We start from the raw sequence: 23,762 nt of genomic DNA, 5'->3' as shown, positions 1-23,762 counted from the left end.
CAAGGGTTCTACTAATTATTATTTTGAACCTTCATAAAAAAGGTTAATAGTACATAAGAGCAAGTTGGCACCGTAGAACATTGAATTTGTTGTATATGAATATATCAGCTGGTTAATACTTATTGATAAGAACCTCTGCCATCGGTAAAAGTAACTGCTATTCCGTAACGATCGTCAATATGATCTCCAATTTTAACCCTTAACTCCCTTGTTTTAGCTGATACACCACCGAAAGCGGTATGCTTATAAGTCAAATGTGCTTCAGCAGGAATACTTTTACTTCTAATTTCAGTAAGTCTATCAATTACCAACTTTTCGTCAGAATATACTCCCATAATGGAATGAATGGAGGTGCCCGATACACCAGTAATATAGCTACTACCAATGTGCGTGTCTATGAATGCAGAGGTATTGAAGCTTGCTGTCCCATAGACACTTGTTCCTTCAACCTTAAAATATAGGGACTGTCCATTAGATGCAGTCACGATAGCTGTGGGTTCAATTACTAATCGTAATTTCTTGTATGAACCATCCTCGAATTTTTGGTGTATCGTTGGATTTTCAGAAGTGACCGTTAAACTTTCGTTGTTATTCGAATCTGTTGTTCTAAAAGCAGTTGAGTTTGGTTTATCAGCATCTAGTATTTCTCCATTTTTTAATTTGTTAATTACACTGATAATATCATCCTGTGAGGATCCATCTTCTCTCATATGCTCAGCAATTTTTTGGTAATCCTCTTCTGAGTAGCTAGCAGAGGCACTGGAATAAGACGAAGGGTAAACGAGCGTACCCAGTAAGAAAAGGATAAGAGCTAAAGATATCGTTCTAAAAGCTGGAATCTGTTTAATCAAAGATATTACCTCCCAAAATTTAGTATGAACCGAGTATACCATTGTAAAAATTTAGTGCAAGTTAGGAGGTTAGCAAAAATGTACCTTTTTATTCCTTTTATTACGACTTTGGTCTCTGGATTCCTGGGTTTTATAGTCTATAAATTTTCTAACATAAAAATCGGGACCGTTGTGACATTAATAACTTCTATCTTAATAGCGTATATATTTACGGATTTATATGCTTTTTTTGGGGTCTTAGGAGGATTATTGTTTTATTTCTTATTAATAAAGTTTTCAAAATAAATTAAAACATTCAGCTGGCCTGATATCTTGCTCAGATTTAGAAAAGATACATTCATCAATTGAAATCCGTCCACGATTAGGATGAAATTGTATTTATTTTGTAAATTCGTTTCTTCATTGCTTTTATTTGTGACATGTACATACAATTGTATGATGATGTTAACCTAATGAAACGGACATGGTTCTTTTATGAATCGTTGAAACAATGAAAGAAAGCGCGAACATATTGCACCTCTTCAATGATATGACGGCATTTTTCTTCTGGAAAGCGGGTAATGTTTTGCTATTAGGCTACCAGTGGATTATGTAACTCTTGTTTTATTTATCTTAAAAAAACTAATATTGCTATCGCATATATAAAAGGAATTCTCTTAATCTGAGAATTTCTTTTTTTTGCGTTTAGACCAGAGGAGAAAAATCTAATGAAAAAGTACAAGACATAGGGAACATGTCCCGACTGCAATCTTACTGGAACTGGAAGCTGCTTTATGGAACTAAACAAATTTCTAAACAACTTTAGAAATAAGATTGAAACTGATTTGGAACATGCGTGTGCACTAAAAAGATAGGTTTGACAATATCTCCTGTAATGGTCAAAACGTCATTGTTACTAGAGAAGATATAAGAGGTTATCAATTATTGAGTGTTCTGAATGGGGCAATTCTATTGATGAAATATTATAAATTTTATCAATGATAATCACGAAATTATAAATATCGTTTGTAGCGATTGAGTAACAAGTATACTGGAAGTAATGAATCAGTTTACTGTTTGGGCTAGGGAATGTATAAGAAATCTTTAGAAATCAGTGATGTCTGCATCTAAAAACAGAATTAGCAATTCAATCACAACTGGAAATACTATCAATTGAACTCCCGAAAAATCCTAGTATTCATATTTTTTCGATTTCCCTGAAATATTAAATGCTAAAATTGCTCCAAAAAAAGTTAAATAAATTTCATTTGAGGTCCCCGAAAAGGGACTCTTTAGTATGTTCTAATTTTATTATTTGTCCTATAACAGAGATAATTTAAAAGGCTAGTAGCACGCCCTTCACGATTAATTTATAGATCAAATCACTAGTCTTTGCAGTGTTTAGGAAAGTCCGCTTAGTTAAAGACATTCCGACATATACAAAGGTAATCAGGATACATAGCAAGTTTAAAGTAAATTGATTTCAAAATTTGAAAAATAATTTGTTAGAAACATCAAGAGTGCCACTGCTCTTCAGAGTAGTGGTTATTTGTGTACAAACGATATGTTGGAATGGGAGTGAATTTAGTGGAATCTGGATGTATGGCGTGACAACAGGCTGTGATACAATGAAAATGAAATTGTTGTACGGATCATCTCGGAAGCTGTATTCCCTATAAACGATAAATAAGAAATATATATGTCCTATGAAAAAGGAGTTTTGCACAATGAATTTGGAAGAGGTTATGCAAGAGCTTGAAGCGCTCGGGAAAGAACGAACAAAGAAAATATATATGTCCAATGGCGCACAGGAACCGCTTTTTGGAGTAGCAACCGGGGCGATGAAACCAATCGCGAAGAAAATAAAAAAGGATCAACCTTTGGCTGAGCTGCTTTACGCTACGGGGAACTATGATGCCATGTACTTTGCTGGTGTGATTGCCGATCCCCAAGTGATGACGGAAGCTGATTTTGACCGTTGGATCGATGCCGCTTATTTTTACATGATCTCTGACTTCATCGTTTCCGTCACGTTGTCGGAGACGGATATAGCTCAAGAGGTTTCGGACAAGTGGATTGCGAGCGGGGATGATTTGAAAATGTCAGCAGGCTGGAGCTGTTATTGCTGGTTACTCGGAAGCCGGAAGGATGCTGAGTTTTCCGAAAGTAAGCTGAACGATATGCTTAAACAGGTAGAACAGACGATTCACGAATCACCTGAACGCACCAAGTATTCGATGAACAACTTCCTGTACACCGTCGCGACATCCTATCAACCGCTGCACGATCAGGCAGTGGAGACGGCCAATGCCGTAGGACCTGTTGAAGTCAACAAAGACAAGCCAAAAAGTAAGCTGCTGCATGCCTCTGCGAATATTCAACAGGCAGTGGAAAAAGGGCGTACTGGATTCAAGCGTAAATATGTAAGATGCTAATTTGAAAAGTTGTCGGGTAAAAGGATTTGTACAAAAGTTTACAGAAAACACGCCACAATGGACGTGTTTTTTTTATGTTTTCTAACCTTTCATAACCATATCTTTGGCTTGCTGCCTGCCCGCCGCAAGAAAGCTGTCGCTTAGTTCAGGATCATTAACAGAGCGTGCAAGAACAAGCGAGCCGACTAATGTACTAAACAGTGCACGACTTTTGGACATGTCCATATCTGCTAAATTGGAGATAAAAGTGACCATTCGCTCCAGTTCATGAGTGAATACCTGCCGGACCTCTTCGGAGGAGCGGGATATTTCGCCGGAAAGGGCAGGGAAAATGCAGCTCATTTCTGTTTTGTCGCGGTGATATGGACTGAGATAATAATCGATGACTGTATCGATTTTGGGGTTTTGCTCTTCCTGATCCGCGACTTTCTGAAGAAGTGCGATGGTATCGCTAATGGCATATTCGCAGGCTTCGGCGACCAGTTGTTCCTTGTTGTCAAAGTGTGAATAGAAGCCCCCATGAGTCAATCCGGCTCCCTTCATAATGAACGGCACACTGACGTCCTGGATACCATTGGTGCGAAAAGCCCGTGCAGCACTCTCCACAATTTTACCTCGTACTTTTATTTTATGGCCTTTGGGATAGGGCATTGTTATTCACTCCATAGCTTCATCATTCTATAGAAATTGAATGTTTACGTTAAGTTCAATTTCTATACTTTTAAAATATTATAGTTATCATAATAAAGCCTGTCAATTTGGCGACTATATACTTGTTGATTTACAAAAGGGCAAATACGGTTGTTGACGGTCTTAAAATATGATGGTTATAATATATTACGATCATCATATTTTAAATCGACTTCAATTTAGGAGGTATCGGGATATGAGTAAGCTTGAATCTGTAGATACGTTAGTTATTGGATCTGGTCCAGGAGGGTATGTGGCAGCGCTTCGTTCCGCGCAACTGGGGATGAAAACGGCAATTGTCGAACGTAAACAGCTTGGTGGAGTATGTACGCATGTGGGTTGCATACCATCCAAAGCCTTAATTGCGGAATCACATCGTTATGATTTGTTCAAACAGTTCAATCCAGTTGACGCGGCCGCGACATTTAAGAATGCACAGCATTTTAAACAGGGGGTTGTGAATAAACAGGCAGGTGGCGTCCACTATTTGTTAAAGAATGCGGGTGTGACCATTCTCGAAGGAGAGGCCAGTCTGGTGGATGAACATACAGCGCTGATTCAGCAAGCTGGACAGGACCATAGCATTTCTTTTAAAAACCTCATACTGGCAACGGGATCTCGTCCGATTGAGCTGCCAGCGTTTCCGGTTGGAGGTCGTATCTTGTCTTCCACAGAAGCACTGTCTCTGGCGGAGGTGCCGAGTAGCCTGGTTGTTATTGGCGGAGGTTATATTGGTGTGGAGCTTGGGCAGATGTATGCCAAATTTGGAACAAAGGTAACGATTCTGGAAGGAGGAGCACAAGTATTGCCCGGATTTGAGCCGGAACTTGCAGCCCCTGTCGTCAAACAATTGAAGGCGGATGGCATCCAGATCGTAACCGGAGCGATTGCTGAAAAGGTGGAGCAGAATGCCGATTCCATTACACTGCATTATTCGAAAAATCAGGAGCAGCACCAGGTTACTGCGGAATATGTATTGGTCACGATCGGCAGGAAACCCAATACAGATGGCCAGTTAGGACTGGAGCGAATGGGCTTGCCAGTGACCAGCAAAGGGCTGGTTGAAACGGATGAACAGTGCAGAACAATGATCCCCCATATCTATGCCATTGGAGATATTACAGCAGGTCCGGCACTCGCTCATAAGGCATCCTATGAAGCCAAAGTAGCGGCAGAGGCCATTGCTGGCCTTACCTCCAAAGTCGATTACAAGGTGATTCCGCTGGTTGTCTTTTCTGATCCGGAGCTGTCCAGCGTTGGAGTAACTGAAACCGAAGCGAAAGCACAAGCCATTCCGGTGGTTATTGGAAAGTCTTCTTTTGGGATCAACGGAAGAGCATTGGCATTAAGGGAAACCGAAGGATTTGTGAAAATTGTGGCTGATCCGACCTCGGGAATCGTCATTGGCGCACAAATTGTTGGCGTGGAGGCATCCACATTGATATCGGAGCTTGCTCTCGCAATTGAGATGGGGGCGACCGTGGAAGACCTGGCCATGACGATTCACCCTCACCCCACTTTGGGAGAAGTGATTATGGAGGCTGCCGAGAATGCGGTCACTAAAATGATAATGAAAAGCAAGCATGCGCAGCAAAGTTAACTATACAGCGATCGGAAGGTTGTTCTGTCATCGGAGTGTCCAGTGTAAATATTCTTTAGTTCAACTTATATATACGAGGAATTAGAATGGGAGAGATAAAAGAATGAAGATAAAAGCAGGTTTGTATATCGGAATTGCGCTGGTGCTCATTGCTGGAGGTTCACTTCTGGCTGTGAAAGGAAAGGATGCGGTAAGTCAGGCGGAGAGCAGGAAACAAGGCATACTTGAGGCAGAGCAAACGACATTATTTTATCAAAATAGTCCTGGGGCGATTATAGAGGCGGGTGCATCTGCAGGTGACTCTGTGAAAGAGGGAGAGGTGCTGTTCAAAGTAAAATCAGCTGAGGAAGGAGAAGTGGATGTACTCGCACCGTATGACGGATTGGTCGACCGAGTTACTATAAAACAGGGGGATCAAGTACAACCAGGAGTTCCGCTGGCGGTTCTGCAAAAGAATAACTATTACACGGACCTTTACATACAGGAAAGTGAAATTCAAAAGCTTGAAGTGAATCAAAGCATTGATGTTCATTTTCCGTATTTGGATCAGCCAACACAGGTGACCGGGGTTGTTACTTCCATCTCATCTGCCCCTCAGTTTGCGAACCTGCGTATGTCGCGCGAAAAAGGGCAAGCCGATTTAAGCATGTATCTGGTCCGAATATCGATGGATTCGAATGCTGATTTGCTTCCGGGGATGACAGCAGAGGTGAAACTTGATGAAGTCACTGATTGATGAGTGGAAGTACGTATTGGGAAGTAAGTATGTTCGACTGATCTTTATTGGTCCGCTTATAGCAGCCCTATTTTTTGGTTTAATGTTTTCACAGAATCAAATTAGCAAATCTCCTGTTGTTATCATAGATGAGGATCATAGCGAACATTCACGGCAGCTGATCTCCAAAATAAATGCGTCACAATACATGAGCGTCAAAAGTGTGTATGCCGGCCGAGTGAGTCCGGAAACATTGCTTGCCAATGAACAGGCTGTAGCTGTCATTATGCTTCCCAATCAGTTGGGAGTGCGTCAACAACAAGGGAAATCGACGAATATCGGCATCTTGATGGATAACACGATGCCCTCTGGGCTAACCGGGATTCGGACCGCGATTCAGGAAATTATCCAGACAGAGAATATGACTCTCTCCATGACACGTCTAGTCCAGAAAGGGATGGACGCCGAGACAGCTAAAGGAATCGTGTCGCCGTTATCCCTTCAGCAGCGGATGCTGTTTAATCCAACCTCCAGTTATGTTGGTTTTATGGTGCTTGGCTTTGTGAATATTGTAGTATTGATGATAACGACAAGCGCAGCGGGCTCGATTGCGCCTCGGCTGCGTCAGGAAGGGAAGCTGTTTGCAAACGGAAAGTCACCTTTCCAGCTATGGATAAGGTGTGTACCTTATGCTGTGTTGAGTTCCCTTTCACTGCTCCTATCCTACGGATTGTTAAAGCAGGTGGGGGGAATGCGATTTGAAGCGGAGCCTTATCTTTTTATCATCCCACTGGTTATTTATGCCTTCGCCTTGTCACTCCTGGGTATGTTCATTGGATACACTGCCAGAGACATGTCCAAAGTCAGTCTACGAACCAGCTTTGTATTGTATCCGTCCTTTTTGGCTACGGGAATTCAACTAACGCCGCTGGCATTTCCAGAACCGTTTCAAATTTTCGCATGGGCATTACCAATGAACTGGCTTAACCGCCTGATTCGCGGAATGGCTTTTCGGGACGGGGATCTGGCAGCCTACAGTCAGGAGTTGGGGGCATTGCTGATTATTATTGGCGTAGTCTCACTTTTGATGGGATTACTGTTTCTACGTGAAGCGAGGAAAGTTTCTCCCAGCCGTGAACTGCTGTTGAATGCAGATGTGTTGCCGAGCAGCAGTTAATCGAAAACATAAATATTAAAACGAGAACAGACGCACGGGAATCATTCCTGATGTGTCTTTCTGTTTAGTTACCGCAGATGACATATTACGATAACAGCGATCGGAAGGTTGTTCTGTCATCAGAGTGCCAGTGGAAATATTCTTTAGTTGAACTTATATAGCGAAGGTTTTTTATATCGTTTATACTTGTAAGGCCAATTTACTTGAGGAGTTGTCTAACGAATCATGAATAAAAAAGAAGTCGCGCATATCCGCAAACAGTTTAAAATGGATCATGATTTACTGAATATTTACGATATTCTCAACGTGTATATTACGAAAGAAACGAACGAGATCTATCATTGGGAGCGCCATCCGTTTGAGCTGGTAGACAGAGAGAAGCAGGAGCTGTACATGGGCAATTTCAAAAAATTGCTGACGGGTGAGCTGGATCAGAAATTGTTTGAGTTGAAGTTTCAGGAGCAGGCGGAAGAGCCGGCTCAGGTGATGCTTCACCAAGCATTGGTAACAGGAGATCCGGAGGAATGGCAGGACCTGATGCTCCTGTTGGTGGAACGAATGTTGGCAGATGCCAAGTATGAACGGGATATGGTGATCACGTTCGTGCGAGGACAGTATTATTTGCCGACCAAGGCCCGTAACGATGAAGCGGAAGAAAGCGAGAAGAACGAAGTATTCGCACATCCATTCATCCTGTGCAGCGTGAATTCCACGGAGAAGCAGCGGAAAACACTCTTGTTTGATTACGTGGAGAGAGAATTTAAGTACAACGTGATTGTCGATCCGGTTGTCAAATTAAGCACACCAGAGCAGGGTTTCTTGTACCCGAGTGTGACGGACAACTATTCCGATGTTAATCGTATTTTGTACTGCACAGGGAAATCGAATTTCCCGGATCCGCATTTTGTTGAAAATGTATTGAATGGAGAAAGATCCGTGACAGCGCTGGAGGAACGGGCAATCTTCGAAGATATCGTGAAGGAAGTAGCCGGTGAACAGCTCGACTCAGCCACAATTGCACATGTGTACGAGGAGATCAACCGGGTCATCGAAATTAACGAAGAGTCACATGAGGAAGAACCTCCGAAGCTGGATTATAAAGACCTGGAACGTGTGCTGACGGCAAGCGGTGTAGAGGATCTGACGTCGGAGAAAGTGGAACGTGCATTTGAAACCATCGTCGATAACAAGAATTATGAGATGAAAGCAACCAGTGTGATGCCGAAATTCACGTCCAAGTCCATTAAGATTGAAACCAAGGTTGCTACGATTTCGGTAAGCCCGCAAGACCTGAGATATGTGAAGCAGGTGAATTATCAAGGCAGACGGTGTATCATGATTGAAGTGGACGAAGATGTCGTGATTGAAGGGTTCACGCTTACGACAGAGGTACTGTAGACTCGTTTATCAATCCCTTTATTCGTGTTGAATTAATGATTAATAATACAAGGAACGTAAGAAGACGCTCGAGACTCGCTCTCGAAGCGTCTTTAATTTGCCTATAAACTCTATCGCACATATCCCTTCCCTACATCCACCCCGTAAACTCCAATATGGACGCTTTCGCGGACTGCACTTCAGACTGTGCACCTTTGCGCCATTCCTTCGGCGATTTCCCCATAAGCTTGGAAAAGCAGCGATTGAAGCTGGAAATGGACTGAAAACCGACTTGTTCGGAGATCGACAGAATGGAGGCATCCGTAGTTTTTAATTGCTTGCAGGCTTCTTCAATTCGGGTGCTATTCAGGAAATCGAGAGGTGCGGTTCCCATGATGTCATGAAATTTTCTGCGAAAATGAGTGGTGCTCAGATGGCACAGATCAGACAGGAAATCGATGGTGATGGGCGACATATAGTTTTTGGTGATATACTCCAGAACCGGAGAAATGACAAAATCTCCTTTTAAATTAGGCTGTGTTTCTTGATCTGACAAGGGTTCACTTTGGGAATGGATTCGCAGGAGTTCGATATAAAGGGATAACAATAAGCCATAGGCACTTTCCTGATACAAAGGTTTCTTCTGCTTCAATTCCTCTACGACCGATGTCGCAAGGGTATAAATCCTCGGATGTTCCTCCCTGTTTAAAATGCAGTTCAGTCCCTTAATTGCCCACAAATTGGGCTCGAAGTTACTGCAGGCATTGCTCTTAAACGAATGTTGAAAGAGATCCTCTGGCGAGAAAAAGAGATAAGACCAAAGACTGGCTTCATTGGGTGAACTATACGTTGTATGAGGAAGATACCTGGGGATAAAGGTCACATCACCGGCTTTAAAAGGTACAGATTCACCTTTGATCTCCATAATGCCGCTATCTGAATGGCAAATGCCAATCTCCAAGTGGTTGTGGAAATGGAGATGTTCACTTTTGATATCGGAGATCTTCCAGCGCTCACCGCTTAACAGCAGAATAGGAAAATGGATCGGCAAGCTGTAGTGGCGGTATTCAATGATGGGCTGCTTTTTTCTGGGCACATTCGATAACTCCCATTCATAAATGATTGAAATTGCGCAGTTTTGTTGCGAATATGCTTAGATTGACACTATTTTACTGCGTACAATGGAATAAGTAAAGCGTTTTCAAACCGAGGACGGACAGCTCTCAAGCGCATTTGGGGGCGTGTGCGCTATGAGAGGGGAATCATCGATGCTGCAAGTGAAATATGACAGGGAAGAAATTTTAAACGTAATTGATAACGTTACCCAAAAAACACTGGCCATGGATTTGACGTGGGATTGGCCTTGCGGTGTGGCGTACTATGGTGTAACCAGAGCTTATCAAACGACAGGCAATCAAGAATATTTGGACAGGCTTGTCCAATGGGCGGATGAATACATCGAGCTGGGCTTGCCGGACTGGACCGTGAATACATGTGCCATGGGCCATATGCTGATTACTTTATATGAAGAAACAGGGAACCAGAAATATTGGGATATTGTGATGAGCAAGGTGGATTATCTTCAAAATCATGCACTTCGATTCGGAGATAACGTGCTGCAGCATACCGTGTCTATTTCCAATGATTTTCCCGAGCAGGCATGGGCGGATACCTTGTTTATGGCGGCATTTTTCCTGCTCCGTGTAGGAAGCAAATTAAAGGATCAGGAAATGATCCAGGATGCTCTGAATCAATATTACTGGCATATCAAATACCTGCAGGATCCAAGCAGCGGTTTTTGGTACCACGGCTACAATAACGTCAACAAGGACCACATGTCCGGATTATATTGGGGAAGAGCGAACGCTTGGGGCGCCTACACTATGTCACAAGTAAAACCACAATTGAAGGACTGGTATCTATATCCACAGTGCATGGACGTGGAGTGTTCACTGCGGGATCAACTGGCGGCTCTGAAGCTCGTCCAGACCGAGAATGGCTTGTGGCGTACGGTTTTGGATGACGAAGATTCTTATGAAGAGGTGTCTGCTTCCGCTGGTATTGCAGCAGCCATGATCAATAACGGCAATCCATTGCATACCAAATATGTGCAAAAGGCACTGGAAGGTATCCTGAACAACATTAGTGAAGATGGACGCGTGCTTGGTGTATCGGGCGGTACAGCGGTGATGAAGGATCGGGAGGGGTATCGCAATATTCCAAAAGACTGGATTCAGGGCTGGGGTCAGGGCTTGGCATTGGCTTTTCTATCCGACATGTTGAAATAGGGAGGGAACCACGTTGTCCAAACCAACAAAAGGCTCCTTTACTTTACCTGGGGAATCCGGTTATGAGGCACTGACTTTGGAACTTGCCGAACGGTGGGGAGCCGATGTCATTCGTGACAGTGACGGCACGCAGTTGTCCGATGAGATTATTAACGCTGGGTATGGCATTTATTCGACCATCTGTATCATTCGGGATCATAACGAGTGGGCAACCCGTAATTCTGATAAGCTGCAGCAGTGTTTTCTAATTACAAATCCGAAGGTAGCTGTACAAAATTATGTATCGTTCTATCTGCTGGAGGATTTTTTTGCTGAACAATTCAAGGTGAATGATTCCAAAGAGGCGTTTAAATATTGGCAGGTCTTTGACCGGACAACCGGGGAGGAAGTGCCAAGAGGGCAGTGGAATTATGAAAGGGAATCCGGCCATGTAGTCATTACCGGTATCGTCCCTTGGCATAAATACACCGTAAGCTTCATGGCCTATCGGATCTGGGAAGAGATTTCGATGTACAATCACACCACGAACCATTGGGACAAAGAGCACTTGCTGCAAATTGATCCGATCTATCCGGAAACGCAGGTATATCTGCTGAACTGGATGGAGAACTGGTGTCAACAGCATCAGGAAACAACGGTGGTCCGATTCACCTCATTATTTTATAATTTCGCCTGGATCTGGGGCAGCGACGAGCGTAATCGCCATCTCTTCTCAGATTGGGGTTCATATGATTTTACGGTAAGTTCAAGAGCGCTCGATCTGTTCGCCAAAAAGTACGGATACTCGCTCTCTGCTGAGGATTTTGTGAATGGCGGCAAATATCAGGTGAGTCATATCCCGGCTGAGCAGCGTAAGCGGGACTGGATGACATTTATCAATGATTTTGTCATCGAATTTGGGAAGAAGTTAATTGATATCGTGCATAACCACGGCAAGCTGGCGTATGTCTTCTATGATGATAGCTGGGTTGGCATGGAGCCTTACAATGACCGCTTTCAGGAGTTTGGATTCGACGGGATGATTAAATGTGTGTTCTCCGGTTACGAAGCAAGGATGTGTTCAGGTGTCAAGGTCGACACCCATGAGATAAGACTGCATCCATACTTATTCCCGGTGGGTCTAGGAGGACTTCCTACCTTTAAGGAAGGTGGCAATCCCACGCTGGATGCCAAAAAGTATTGGATCAATATCCGGCGCGCCTTGCTCCGGGAGCCGATGGACCGGATTGGATTGGGTGGATATCTGCATCTGGTTGAGCCTTACCCGGATTTTGTTGATTACATTGAGAAAATTACCAATGAGTTCAGGAAAATGAAAGTGCTGCATCTTGAGGGCAAGCCCTATCAGTTGAAGACGAAGGTAGCGGTTCTGCATAGCTGGGGCAAATTAAGATCATGGACATTGTCAGGCCATTTCCATGAAACGTATATGCATGACTTGATTCATGTAAATGAAGCTTTGTCTGGCTTACCGGTTGAAGTGCAGTTCATTGATTTTGAAGATATCCGTCAGGGCGTGCTGCAACATATTGACGTCGTCATTAATGCTGGCTCTGCTGGTTCGGCCTGGAGCGGCGGAGCGCATTGGAATGACCACCAGTGCGTGGACCTGCTGACCAAATGGGTATATGAAGGCGGTACCTTTATTGGCATCAACCAGCCATCGGCCGTAGAAGGGTACGACAGCTTTTTCAGAATGGCACATGTTCTTGGAGTGGATGAGGATACAGGCGCCAGAGTCGTTCATGGAAGATGGAAGTATGAGGCTTGTGATGAGCATGGTTTGGCGCCTGAAGGGGCCAGCATACTTCCGAAAAATAACATTTATCTCACCGATGGATCAGCAGCTGTAGTGAGTGAAACGGATGGTATGATCACACTATCTACGCATGTCTTCGGTAAAGGAAAAGGGATATACCTTCCTTCATTCCAATTCAGTTGGGAGAACACAAGATTGCTGTTGAATCTGATTCGCTTTGCGTGCAATGAATACCATGAAACGAAGTACATTACGGATAACTTATTGACAGAGTGTGCGTATTATCCAGAAAGCAAAATACTGGTCGTAATCAACAATAGTGACCAAGTTCAAACCGCAACGATCGATACCGAGTATGGAAAACTAACCGTGAAATTAGATCCGCATGACACCAAGATCACCGAAATTGGTTCAACAAAATCGGTATCCTCTTAGAATAATGAATCAATAGACCGTATTCCTTAACCAGGGAGCGGTCTATTTTAGTTAAAAGGAATTTTACTCATGAACATTTTATAAAGCAAAGCATTTGAACATTTTCCACTAACTGAATAAACGGATCGAAATCACAATTTTATTCCTAACTTTTGCTCGGTTGTTCTTATTCTATAACGTTTATAGTGCGGATCTTACTGTATAGTGTTAACATTATTTAGTAGGATATTTAAATAAGGGCAGGAGATCATGAGCCCTAATATGTTATTGCTTTCATCTTTTTAAAGGAGAGAGTGCCCTGATGTACAGTTATAAAATGTTGGACAAGATAAGTTTGGAAACACTTCACGAAGCGTTTGTGGATGCGTTCTCCGATTACCAGGTTAAAATGGATTTGCCTTTTTTGAAGTTTCAACAAATGCTCCAACGAAGGGGTTATCATCCCGAAATATCTATGGGGGCCTTTAAGGATGAGAGAATGGTCGGATTTGTTATCAATGGACTTCGAAACTGGAATGGTAAGGCAACTGCATACGACATGGGGACAGGTGTTGTAAAAGAATACAGACGGCAGGGTATAACAAGCGATCTGCTCTTGAATATAAAAATGCTGCTAAAAGAAAAAAATGTAGAGCAATATTTGTTGGAAGTCATCCAATCCAACGAATCTGCAGTTCAGCTTTACAGTAAACAAAACTTCAAAATTCAAAGGGAATTCTCATGTTTTCAGTTGCAAAAAGATAAATTTATACCGCAAACGACCTGCACGGTGGAATGTGTGGAGAGAATCGATCTGGAGCAGTTCAAGGAATTTTGGGATGTGGAGCCCTCCTGGCAAAATTCAATTGATTCCATCTACGCTGTGCCGGAAGCTTTTATCTATGTGGTTGCACGTCAGGATCACAGCATTGTTGGCTATGGCATTATAGATAAAAAAACAGGTGATATTCCACAGCTCGGAGTAAGCCAAAATTACCGGGGCAAAGGTATTGCAAGCAGCATCCTGACAGAGATGGTCCGACGCACAGAATCTCCTGGGATCAGTGTCCTCAATGTGGAATCTCATCTGAAACCGATGGAAGATTTCCTGGTCAAATCAGGCTTTGCGTATCATGTTGGCCAGTATGAAATGCTCTTGGAATTATAACGTGATCGCCATTTCAGCGTTAAGTCAGTCGTTCAGTCGTTCATGGAAGATGGACGTATGAGGTTAGCGATAAGGCTGTAGGATACCAAGATTCACTCATATTTTCTGGAACTTAAAAAGCAAGTAATAAGACGTTTCGGGAATCCTTCCGAAAGCGTCTTATTTTGCATGATGTAATAAAGCCGGTCCAATGGAAATGGACCGGCTGGTGGTTATAATCAGGATCTATATGGAATTCTTTTAAATCCTCAGTCAATCCCGTTATTGCAATTGCCAGAGGGTTGGTGTTGCCGATGGGATCCAATCCACTTGAGACTTGTGTGTAAGGAGGCATTTGTACGTCAAACCATTGTAGCTGACGATGGTACCCACTGTGTATTGGGTGTTGGTTGCCCATGCAGGTGCAGTTGAAGCTGCGGCTGTTTTACCGCTGACCGTGCTTGCAGCTGATTGGTTGCCTGCCGCGTCAACAGCATAAACCGAAAAGTTGTAGGTCGTGTTCGCTTCAAGATTGGTTACTGTATAGGACGTTGCCGTCCCGGATGTCGTTGTAACTAAAGTAGAGCCGTTGTAAATTTTATACCCTGTCACTCCTACATTATCCGTGGATGCCGTCCACATCAGCTGGATGCTGGATGCGGTCGGTGTTCCCATCACATGCAGCCCGCCTGGAGATGTCGGTGCGGTAGTGTCATTAGCAGGAGGTGCAGTTGTGGTAACGCTTACAGAATTACTGGCTGCAGATTCGTTGCCTGCTGCGTCGACTGCTTTGACAGTGAAGGTGTAGGCTGTATTTGCTGTCAGCCCCGTTACCGTATAGCTTGTAGTTGTGCCGGACACATTCCCTACCAAGGTAGTCCCGTTATAAATTTTATACCCTGTTACCCCTACATTATCTGTTGAAGCCTTCCAGGATAAGGATGTGCTCGTAGCTGCAATTGCAGTCGACACAAGGGAAGCTGGAGGTGTTGGAGCTACATTGTCAACCGGATTCGTCCCAGCGAAGTTCACGTCGATGACATTATAGAAGGCGTTGGGAGTATCCGCAACCTCCCAGACAGCTAGAATCACATGATAACCACTACGTTCGGGTACGTTGCAAGAGTTGGTGTAACTAAACGGAGGTTGCTTACCGTCATAGGCAACGGAACAGAACGGTGTCAGGTCAAACGAATCACGGGATAGTGGTGCATTCGGATTCCAGTTCGTTTTGGTAATATAATATTTCCAGCTTGCTGTTGAATGGTTAGCTGTTAGCTTCCAAGTAAACGTATTACTGCCACTAGACATATTCACTTTCGACCAACGCGTAGCGGATTGCTCATCGAGCTTAGGGAACACACCGTTAGCGCTTGCAATATGGCCGTCCGTAGGTCCAGCACCAGGGAAGCCCTTAGGCGCTTCAAGACTTTGGGGCTCATACACGATACTGCCGCAATCCTGATTGACTCCCGAAGCACACAGTGCAGCGCGGCTTGCCGGCCCTTCTACGTAGCCATGTGACAATGCCTTTGGACTGTTGAACAGCATGCTCACCGTTGAAAGCACCAGCAGACAGCAAATCAATACTAGCTTGGAAGACGGTAAAATGAATCTGAACATTAGATAGCCTCCTGTATCATTTTTTTATATAAACTCAAGTAAGAGCTTATATCGTAATCAAGGAAGTGCTATACCATATATGGATATTGTTGAATGAAGAAATCGATATACGGGAATTTATAAAGTTATTGTAAAGGACGCACATTCGCTGAACAAGGATAAATTCCAACGATTATCCAGTTATTCAACACTTGGGTAGTACATACAAAAGGCCTTTGCGGAGAGATCATCTCTCCACAAAGGCCTTTATTTCCGACTGGATCGATAAGTTAATTTGCTATAAACGAAAATGGATATAAGGACATCAAAAACAACGATTTTAATAATATCAATGATTTTGCGATCTACATTCTTGGCTTCAGGAATAGGATAAAGCACAAAGACATGATTCATTTTTGGATAAAAAGTCTGAAGTATACTTCAAGGTCAAGGCAGGAAAATGACACTTGCTCATCGTGTTGGCTTACTGCTCTTGTTGACTTATGTGTGATATTATATTCATACATTCAAAAGTTTGAATAAAGGGGTATTACGTATGAATCAAAGCATTCAACAGTTCAAAGCTGATTTTTTCAAAGCACTGGCGCACCCGATGCGGATACAAATTCTGGAGTTGCTTAGTGATGGAGCGAAAAACGTCAATGAGTTGCAAAGTATTCTCGGATCAGAAGGCTCCGCCGTTTCACAACAGTTGGCTGTGTTACGCAGTAAAAACGTTGTCCAGGGAATCAAGGAAGGAACCACGGTTATCTACTCACTTCGTGACCCTCTAATCAAGGACCTGCTGACAGTCGCCAAGCAGATTTTTGATAATCATCTGGTCGACGCCATTTCGATGCTTGAAGACATTCGAAAAGATACTTAAACACAATAAACAAGGGGAACCGGGAGGCAAGTGCAGGGAACTTCTTGTTTTTTTGCGTTATGATCTGGTTGGCAAAAGTGAGCATTACGATTGACAGGGGCCATCCTTGGGAGTAGTCTTTTTATTATATTCAAATATTCAAATATATAAAGAAAAGAAGGTTAAACTAGATGAAATGGATGGGGAGATTTGCAGGATACAATGCACCCGCTTTTCGCAAGGATTTGTTGTCAGGGTTGATTGTGGGCATTATTGCAATTCCGCTGGGAATGGCATTTGCCATCGCTTCCGGAGTTAAGCCGGAGTATGGCTTGTACACGACAATTATTGCAGGGATTCTCATTTCCTTACTGGGTGGGTCCAAGTTCCAGATTGGCGGGCCGACAGGCGCATTTATTCCGATTCTCTTCGCAATCGTGATGCAGTACGGATATGAAAATTTATTGATTGCCGGGATTATGGCTGGAATAATGCTGGTACTAATGGGGCTATTGAAGCTCGGTGTGTTAATCAAATTTATACCTCGGCCAGTGACCATCGGTTTTACCACTGGTATCGCCGTCATTATTTTCAGTGGGCAGATTGCTAACTTTCTGGGACTGAGCGGGATTGAGAAACATGAAGATTTTTGGTCCAACATGAAGGAGATCGGGATGCATATCTCAACCGTTAATATATACAGCTTGCTGACAGCAGGCAGTTGTCTGGCTGTAATTCTGCTTGTGCCGAGATTTGCACCAAAGGTGCCTGCATCACTGGTCGGGCTGGTACTATCGACGGTAGTCGCAGCGTTCTTTTTTGAAGGCCAGGTTGCTACGATTGGATCGTCCTTTGGCGCCATACCAAGCTACTTGCCTCAGTTTCAAGTGCCGGAGATCACTTGGGAGCGAATTGTGAACTTGCTACAACCAGCCTTTGTTATCGCCATGTTGGGCGGAATCGAATCGTTGCTGTCTGCTGTTGTTGCCGATGGCATGACTGGAAGTCGTCATAACAGCAATCGGGAGCTGATTGGACAGGGAATCGCTAATATGGTGACACCACTATTTGGGGGTATTCCTGCAACAGGGGCGATTGCGCGTACGGCTACGAATATTAAATCCGGGGCTGTATCACCATTGTCGGGGGTTATTCATGGTGTAGTGGTCCTGCTGGTACTTGTTCTATTCGCACCGTATGCTTCGCATATTCCACTTGCCAGTATGGCTCCAGTCCTGATGATGGTTGCCTGGAATATGAGTGAACGGAGATCGTTCATACATGTGTTAAAAACGAGAACAAGTGATTCGCTCGTGTTACTCATCACCTTTTTGCTAACTGTATTTACAAGTTTAACAACGGCTGTAGAGGTTGGATTGATTCTGGCTGTTCTGTTATTTGTGAAGCGCATGAGTGAGATGTTGAAGGTTGCCAAAGTGCTGCCTGATCCCGATCATAAACACGAAAAAGTCATGGCTCACATGGTCCATGACGGTCATGACTGTCCTCAAATGAGCATGTATACGATTGAAGGTCCATTATTTTTTGGAGCAGCGGACACGTTTGAGAAATCGGTCATGGATTCAATTCATCGGCGGCCAGGCATTTTACTGTTGCGCATGAGTAAAGTCCCCTTTATCGACACCACAGGTGAATCCAATTTGGCCAGTATATTGAAACATTTTGAGCAATCCAACGGAATAGTTCTATTTTCTGGAATCCAGGCCCAGCCGATGGAGATGCTGAAAAGAACGGGTTTGGCTGAACGAATAGCTCCTGACCATATGTTTGAGCATACAGGTGAGGCCATCGATTATGCTTTATTACATCTGGATCATCAGAAATGCTTGGGATGCAAACATTTTGCCTTTCGTGAATGTGCCACATTGTCGAGCGCAGGGGCTCTTCCTGAGCGTAAAGGAGTGCTGGAGCCGGGGATACGAACCAAGGCAAATAGCCTTGTATAATCCGCTGAATAGGAATGGAACGTTAGGGGGAGAGGGTCTATTCTTTTAATAAAATATACATTCTGGAAAATAAATGAAAAATATACTATATTATAGGTTGATAGATGAGAGATTTATTTATTTTGTAACTAGAGTAAAGATCATATCAAACATAAGGAGCATACATATGTTTAATCAACCGACTGCTTTGCGTTCAGTGCTCAACCCTAAATATCTGGAGTTTGCATTGAGGGATCAGTATGAAATCGGAACTTGGGAAGAATGTTTGTTTTGGCTGAGGGGGTTAAATGATACCTACCGGGTACGTACATCTACTGGCATGTATATTCTTCGTGTCTACCGTTCTGAAATTACGGAAAACGACGTACGTTACGAACTATCCCTGTTATCTCAATTAAAGGGCATTCTAGGTTCATCTGTACACACCGATATTGGAGAGTACATCGAGAAGAAAGATCGCAGCGGATATACCGTACTGGATGCCGCAGAAGGCAGACGAATGGCCGTAATGTTTCGCTACATCGAGGGGACGGAGAATAATCTTGAGGATGAAGAGTCATGTTACAAATTTGGTCAATCTGCCGCTGAATTGCATAACGCCATGGATCACGCGGTTGCAGAGCTGCCACGATATGAGTTGGATACGAAGTTTCTAATTGACGAGCCTCTTGAACGAATCATTAACTACATCGGTGAGAAAAATGAAGCATCAACATTTCTACATAAGTTTGCCAGAGAGTTAAAAGAACGCATCGTCGTCGCTACCAAACAAGGTTTGGATACAGGGCTGTGTCATGGTGATATGCATGGAAACAATAACGCTTTTCAACAGGACAGTCAGTTTATCCATTATGACTTTGAGTGGGCGGCTAAAGGCTGGCGTTCCTACGACCTGGCACAGGTGAAGGCTCGGAAGAGACAGTCTGGTGAGCAAAAGGTAGCGTTATGGACTGCGCTCATGAATGGCTATCGTTCCATTCGAAGCTTCTCTACACAAGATGAAGAGGCCGTAGATTTATTCATTATTGCTCGCAGATTTTGGGTTATGGGTCTGGATGTTGCTTTTATTGAGAGTGATATGGGGGCGCTGGATTATGGTTCGGATTGGCTGAATAGTTTCATTGAGGAGTTTCGTGGCACGGGTATCGTGGGGGATTAGTAACTAACAGCAACGATGTATTCAAGTGAAGAAGGCCTTCTGGAGGGTACCAGAGGGCCTTTTTATTTTGTATGAATACTTCAGGACCTCTAGCTGGATGAGGACGAAGCAACGACGGCAGCCGATGTTGCAGCAGCGGCCATGGCCGCCTGTTGGGCAATGATAATGTTGGTGATGCTAGTGGAGATAGCCGTGGTCAGAACGCCGTTTCGCAGATCCTCCACATATTGCACTGCCACCAGCGAAGACGAGAGCAGCAGCAATTCCTGTTTGTTAATCGACCAGGCACCAAAGCCTTTCTGTGTACGCAACCAGTCGTAGGTCTCCGCGACTTGATCTACGAGCGTATCACGGTCAGCAGGCAGCAGGGAGAGTATCCCCAGGGAGGGCAGAGTGTACATTTTGTCCATTCGTATATCCCGCCTGCGGAATGCTTCGTTTAATGCGAGTACACGAGCTCCCGCGTCCGGATTGTCATCCCCTAAGACCAGCACCTGCGTTAATGCCTGCACGCTATTCCCCGGCGAGAACTCAGGTTTGAGTTCAGTATAGAGGTGCTCCATACGAGTTACACCGGATTCCACGTCAAGATCGGAAAGGGCCAGCATGGCAGCGAAAATATAATCGTCCTGTCCAGTAAGAAAGCGGTGCTGGGCTTTCATGTGATCGTAAAATGTTTTGGTTCGTTCCACCCTATGCTCGAACTGGTCCGGCTTCGCGTGAGCCGCAATCTGATAGGCCGCAATGACCAGATAATCAGATGTGCGAAATTTGTTCTTTTTCATCAGATCATAGATCAGAAGGGTATCTGCCAGTTTTGTTTCCTGTTCTGTCGTAAGCGAGAGCATGGTGGCGATGCTAATCGCCGAATTTCCCCGAAAGACCGAAAAGAGATTCGTGTTTTGCTTGATCAATTCATGGCTTTGACGGATGGCATCGCCATCGGCTTGTTTATTTTCCGCTGCATATAGCAGGGCCGCCAGACGGTGCATCATCACATTTTGCCACTTGAATGATTTTTTGATGATCTGATTGTTGGAAACGAATAGTTCGACTCGTGCTGCATGTTGCTCTTGCATAAGCAGACCTCCCGAATGATTGGACCTTTTCTCCCCAGTCTACTATAAATGCATATGCTTACACAGCGACTTTATTTGATGTACCTGGCAAACGGTCATAAGATTTCTTATTTCTTGATGTACGATCTGATGCTATTACATTAATAAAGCTAACAAATGAACGGCCCCAATTATCCCCATGGGGTAAATAAATGATCTGGAATATGTATTCTTAAATTCATTACGAGGGTGCTTCTCGAAAAATAGGTGCAGTGCCGCATGAATGATGAAAAATATATCCAGTACCCAGAACGTAATCATCTGGTAAGAGCTGAAAAGCAGGGAGAGGATGACGGTGTAAAGTGGCAGGTGAACGAATGTGAAGAATTTATAGGCCTTCTCATCTTCCATGTCTTTCAGCACGATAAACAATTTCCATTCGGATCGTCTAATGGCATCCATTTCGTGCAGAAGAAATAAAGATAAATTAAACAAAAATAAGACTAGTAACAAGTCTGGCATTCCCATTCTCCTTTTCTAATACAATCTTCCTCTATCTTACTGAAGCTAATCCTCTTTGGCAAAGAATGACAAAAAGGTTCACGCTCCGTTCATACGTTCTTGATATGCTCTCGAAAGAAGGCAAGAGGAACCTTTATTAAAAAATATGCGGAGTGATGGAGGTTGATTATGTCATCGTCGATAAGGAAGATTTTTGGCAAAATGATGGTACTGGTGTTGTTATGCATTACATTAGGAGCAATGGGGTTAGGGACAATGTCACCCGTAGCGGCTGCGGTATCTGCTCCCGGATTGAATTCCGGTAAATTGGATCAGAGAGCTGCTGCGAACCTGGATAACAAAGCTCAACTAACAGCGTTCATTGATGGAATTATGGATGTACAAATGAACTCCTTACAAATTCCGGGCGCAGTCATTTCGATTGTAAAGGATGGAAAGATTCTGCTCTCCAAAGGGTACGGACATTCCGACATCGAAAAAAATAAACCCGTTGATCCCCAAACCAGCTTGTTTCGTATCGCTTCGACAACAAAGTTGTTCACATGGACCGCTGTGATGCAATTGGTCGAGGAGGGAAAGCTTGATCTCGATACAGACGTCAACACCTATCTAAAAACGGTGAAAATACCGAAAACCTATGCGGAGTCGATTACGTTACGCCATCTCATGACCCATACCGCAGGCTTCGAGGAAGGCGGTGTAGGTTATCAGATCACTACCGATCCGGAGAAACTCCCCGTCTCTATTGCTGAAACCATGGCGAAGCACATGCCTGCAAGGGTTAAGCCTCCAGGCGAGATGCTGGCGTATTCCAATTATGGAGCATCACTCGCGGGACTTATCGTCGAAGAAGTTAGTGGTGTGGCCTACAATGACTATATACAAAAAAATATATTTGATCCGCTGAACATGAATTATGCTACGGTAGAGGAGCCTGTTCCAGCGTCTTTGGAGCCTTATGCGGTGCTCGGATACGCCCGAGCCAATGGCGAGTTTGTAACAAAGCGGCCAACGTTTGAGGGAGGCTTCCGGCCTGCGGGATCAGGCAGTGTCTCAGCGAACGATATGACTCATTTCATGATTGCCCATCTACAGTACGGGCGATATGAGGATAAGCAAATTCTCAAGCCGGAAACCGCCAGGCTTATGCATTCCCCGGCATTCCAGTTTGACGAACGTTTACCCGCCATGGATCTGGGCTTTTACGAGTTGAATATGAATGGATTGCGTGTGATCTCTCATGCAGGGGCCGACGAGCTGTTTAATACAGATCTTTATCTTGTACCGGACAAACAAATGGGTATCTTTGTTTCCTATAGTGGAGGGGAAGGTGGAACGGCAGCGGGAGGGTTGGCGCAAGCCTTTTTTAATCGTTACTATCCTGCCCAGACGGGTAAGCAGCCTGCTGCAACCTCTATTGAATTAGGGGAGCCTCTGGAGAAATATGCAGGTTCCTATCAATTTACACGTCGTAATCACACGAAGGTCGATACGTTTTTCAGTTTTCTGACTCAGATCAATATTGAGGTTTCGGATAACCGGCTCTTTATTGGAAGTGGTGCAGACCAGCAAGTATACACTCCGATTGGCGTGAATTTATTCCAGGAGGTCGGAGGCACACATCAGATGGGGTTCCGTACGGATAAAGAGGGCAAGGTCACGTATCTGTTTCTGGATATGTTGAATCCAATGCCTCTGGAACCCGCGCCATTGATGAATCAATCGAAGTTCTGGCTCCCATTGCTCGGTATTTCCGCGGTTCTGTTCATTACCGTATTGCTGGGAGCGATTTATCGCAGTCGCAAAATCAATGCGATGCCAAGGGTGCAGAAATGGGCAGTCCGGCTGTCTGTCATGACGTCTATTTGGTCATTGATGACCCTGGGCGGAGCATTTCTGGTGATGAACATGGATTTGATCGATCGACTCAGCCACATTCCACTATCTTTGCGTCTTTACCTATTCATGCCTCTGATTCTTGTGGGATTGTGTCTGGCAATCGTAACGATGAATATCCTGGCATGGAAGAACCGCTATTGGACTTTACCGAAGCGTGCGCACTATACGTTCGTAGCCCTAGCAGCAGTAACCTTGTGTTTATTTTTCTATCATTGGAATCTGTTAGGCTGGCATTTTGGTTGAACCCTCCACCCAGTG

General features: G+C 44.0%; 18 protein-coding genes. 12 read left to right on the top strand and 6 right to left on the bottom strand.

Features of this window, described 5'->3' with window-relative positions; all coding sequences use genetic code 11:
- Positions 1-119 precede the first annotated feature (119 nt).
- Positions 120-851 (bottom strand): hypothetical protein, encoded by a 732-nt coding sequence (locus P364_RS0117190; protein ID WP_024631324.1) that lies wholly within the window; start codon positions 849-851, stop codon positions 120-122.
- Between the two features lie 1,706 nt (positions 852-2,557).
- Between P364_RS0117190 and P364_RS0117180 the strand changes: the two genes are divergently transcribed.
- Positions 2,558-3,265, top strand: a complete 708-nt coding sequence (locus P364_RS0117180) for a DNA alkylation repair protein (RefSeq protein ID WP_024631322.1) — start codon at positions 2,558-2,560, stop codon at positions 3,263-3,265.
- Between the two features lie 81 nt (positions 3,266-3,346).
- On the opposite strand, the gene P364_RS0117175 is transcribed toward P364_RS0117180, so the two are convergent.
- Complete coding sequence (locus P364_RS0117175; protein ID WP_029881049.1) at positions 3,347-3,916, bottom strand: TetR/AcrR family transcriptional regulator; 570 nt, start codon at positions 3,914-3,916, stop codon at positions 3,347-3,349.
- Between the two features lie 235 nt (positions 3,917-4,151).
- On the opposite strand from P364_RS0117175, the gene lpdA reads away from it, so the two are divergent.
- The 4 genes from lpdA (at position 4,152) to P364_RS0117155 (ending at position 8,845) form a co-directional block, all read left to right on the top strand.
- Complete coding sequence (lpdA, locus tag P364_RS0117170; protein WP_024631321.1) at positions 4,152-5,555, top strand: dihydrolipoyl dehydrogenase; 1,404 nt, start codon at positions 4,152-4,154, stop codon at positions 5,553-5,555.
- Positions 5,556-5,658: 103 nt separating this feature from the next.
- Positions 5,659-6,291, top strand: coding sequence for an HlyD family efflux transporter periplasmic adaptor subunit (locus P364_RS0117165; protein ID WP_024631320.1), 633 nt, complete (start codon positions 5,659-5,661; stop codon positions 6,289-6,291).
- The gene (locus tag P364_RS0117160) at positions 6,275-7,447 is read left to right on the top strand and encodes an ABC transporter permease (protein WP_024631319.1); all 1,173 of its coding nucleotides are present in this window, start codon (positions 6,275-6,277) and stop codon (positions 7,445-7,447) included. Before P364_RS0117165 ends, P364_RS0117160 begins: the two co-directional genes overlap by 17 nt.
- Positions 7,448-7,672: 225 nt before the next feature.
- Entirely contained in the window at positions 7,673-8,845 is a 1,173-nt protein-coding gene (locus P364_RS0117155) for a DUF4317 domain-containing protein (protein ID WP_024631318.1), read from the top strand.
- Positions 8,846-8,975: 130 nt separating this feature from the next.
- On the opposite strand, the gene P364_RS0117150 is transcribed toward P364_RS0117155, so the two are convergent.
- Positions 8,976-9,920 carry an AraC family transcriptional regulator gene (locus P364_RS0117150; protein WP_024631317.1) on the bottom strand — a complete coding sequence of 315 codons (945 nt, stop codon included), beginning with the start codon at positions 9,918-9,920 and terminating at the stop codon, positions 8,976-8,978.
- A gap of 172 nt (positions 9,921-10,092) precedes the next feature.
- Between P364_RS0117150 and P364_RS0117145 the strand changes: the two genes are divergently transcribed.
- From P364_RS0117145 to P364_RS0117135, 3 genes are all read left to right on the top strand, one after another.
- Positions 10,093-11,112, top strand: coding sequence for a glycoside hydrolase family 88/105 protein (locus P364_RS0117145; RefSeq protein WP_024631316.1), 1,020 nt, complete (start codon positions 10,093-10,095; stop codon positions 11,110-11,112).
- A 13-nt stretch (positions 11,113-11,125) separates the two neighbouring features.
- Positions 11,126-13,306: a 1,3-beta-galactosyl-N-acetylhexosamine phosphorylase gene (gene gnpA / locus P364_RS0117140; RefSeq protein WP_024631315.1), complete on the top strand. Its 2,181-nt coding sequence runs from the start codon at positions 11,126-11,128 to the stop codon at positions 13,304-13,306.
- Between the two features lie 301 nt (positions 13,307-13,607).
- Positions 13,608-14,453 (top strand): GNAT family N-acetyltransferase, encoded by an 846-nt coding sequence (locus P364_RS0117135; protein WP_024631314.1) that lies wholly within the window; start codon positions 13,608-13,610, stop codon positions 14,451-14,453.
- 261 nt (positions 14,454-14,714) lie between these two features.
- Here P364_RS0117135 and P364_RS0117130 read toward each other — a convergent pair whose 3' ends face one another.
- Positions 14,715-16,055, bottom strand: coding sequence for a lytic polysaccharide monooxygenase (locus P364_RS0117130; RefSeq protein WP_024631313.1), 1,341 nt, complete (start codon positions 16,053-16,055; stop codon positions 14,715-14,717).
- A gap of 535 nt (positions 16,056-16,590) precedes the next feature.
- Between P364_RS0117130 and P364_RS0117125 the strand changes: the two genes are divergently transcribed.
- From P364_RS0117125 to P364_RS0117115, 3 genes are all read left to right on the top strand, one after another.
- On the top strand, positions 16,591-16,920 hold the full coding sequence (locus tag P364_RS0117125; RefSeq protein ID WP_024631312.1) for an ArsR/SmtB family transcription factor: 330 nt from the start codon (positions 16,591-16,593) through the stop codon (positions 16,918-16,920).
- 170 nt (positions 16,921-17,090) lie between these two features.
- A complete protein-coding gene (locus P364_RS0117120; protein WP_024631311.1) occupies positions 17,091-18,866 on the top strand; it encodes a SulP family inorganic anion transporter in 1,776 nt (591 codons plus the stop codon).
- Between the two features lie 166 nt (positions 18,867-19,032).
- Positions 19,033-20,025, top strand: a complete 993-nt coding sequence (locus P364_RS0117115) for a phosphotransferase (protein ID WP_024631310.1) — start codon at positions 19,033-19,035, stop codon at positions 20,023-20,025.
- A gap of 89 nt (positions 20,026-20,114) precedes the next feature.
- Here P364_RS0117115 and P364_RS0117110 read toward each other — a convergent pair whose 3' ends face one another.
- Both P364_RS0117110 and P364_RS38610 read right to left on the bottom strand, forming a co-directional pair.
- Positions 20,115-21,104, bottom strand: coding sequence for a DUF4003 family protein (locus tag P364_RS0117110; protein WP_024631309.1), 990 nt, complete (start codon positions 21,102-21,104; stop codon positions 20,115-20,117).
- 135 nt (positions 21,105-21,239) lie between these two features.
- Positions 21,240-21,545, bottom strand: a complete 306-nt coding sequence (locus P364_RS38610; protein ID WP_328285961.1) for a DUF6713 family protein — start codon at positions 21,543-21,545, stop codon at positions 21,240-21,242.
- A gap of 228 nt (positions 21,546-21,773) precedes the next feature.
- Here P364_RS38610 and P364_RS0117100 point away from each other — a divergent pair, with 228 nt between their 5' ends.
- Positions 21,774-23,747, top strand: a complete 1,974-nt coding sequence (locus P364_RS0117100) for a serine hydrolase domain-containing protein (RefSeq protein ID WP_024631307.1) — start codon at positions 21,774-21,776, stop codon at positions 23,745-23,747.
- Positions 23,748-23,762 lie beyond the last annotated feature (15 nt).

This window comes from Paenibacillus sp. MAEPY2 (genome assembly GCF_000499205.1).
GTDB classification, from domain to species: Bacteria; Bacillota; Bacilli; order Paenibacillales; family Paenibacillaceae; genus Paenibacillus; species Paenibacillus vandeheii.
The sequence above is the reverse complement of the archived record's forward strand: the minus strand, read 5'-3'. Positions and strand labels throughout refer to the sequence as shown.

Excerpts from the sequence above, each read along its gene's own strand:
- P364_RS38610 (WP_328285961.1), bottom strand. The coding sequence starts at position 21,545 with ATGGATGCCATTAGACGATCCGAATGGAAATTGTTTATCGTGCTGAAA.
- P364_RS0117130 (WP_024631313.1), bottom strand. The coding sequence starts at position 16,055 with ATGTTCAGATTCATTTTACCGTCTTCCAAGCTAGTATTGATTTGCTGT.
- P364_RS0117160 (WP_024631319.1), top strand. The coding sequence starts at position 6,275 with ATGAAGTCACTGATTGATGAGTGGAAGTACGTATTGGGAAGTAAGTAT.
- P364_RS0117175 (WP_029881049.1), bottom strand. The coding sequence starts at position 3,916 with ATGCCCTATCCCAAAGGCCATAAAATAAAAGTACGAGGTAAAATTGTG.
- P364_RS0117120 (WP_024631311.1), top strand. The coding sequence starts at position 17,091 with ATGAAATGGATGGGGAGATTTGCAGGATACAATGCACCCGCTTTTCGC.
- P364_RS0117155 (WP_024631318.1), top strand. The coding sequence starts at position 7,673 with ATGAATAAAAAAGAAGTCGCGCATATCCGCAAACAGTTTAAAATGGAT.
- P364_RS0117145 (WP_024631316.1), top strand. The coding sequence starts at position 10,093 with ATGCTGCAAGTGAAATATGACAGGGAAGAAATTTTAAACGTAATTGAT.
- P364_RS0117100 (WP_024631307.1), top strand. The coding sequence starts at position 21,774 with ATGTCATCGTCGATAAGGAAGATTTTTGGCAAAATGATGGTACTGGTG.
- P364_RS0117165 (WP_024631320.1), top strand. The coding sequence starts at position 5,659 with ATGAAGATAAAAGCAGGTTTGTATATCGGAATTGCGCTGGTGCTCATT.
- P364_RS0117115 (WP_024631310.1), top strand. The coding sequence starts at position 19,033 with ATGTTTAATCAACCGACTGCTTTGCGTTCAGTGCTCAACCCTAAATAT.
- lpdA (WP_024631321.1), top strand. The coding sequence starts at position 4,152 with ATGAGTAAGCTTGAATCTGTAGATACGTTAGTTATTGGATCTGGTCCA.
- P364_RS0117125 (WP_024631312.1), top strand. The coding sequence starts at position 16,591 with ATGAATCAAAGCATTCAACAGTTCAAAGCTGATTTTTTCAAAGCACTG.
- P364_RS0117110 (WP_024631309.1), bottom strand. The coding sequence starts at position 21,104 with ATGCAAGAGCAACATGCAGCACGAGTCGAACTATTCGTTTCCAACAAT.
- P364_RS0117180 (WP_024631322.1), top strand. The coding sequence starts at position 2,558 with ATGAATTTGGAAGAGGTTATGCAAGAGCTTGAAGCGCTCGGGAAAGAA.
- P364_RS0117135 (WP_024631314.1), top strand. The coding sequence starts at position 13,608 with ATGTACAGTTATAAAATGTTGGACAAGATAAGTTTGGAAACACTTCAC.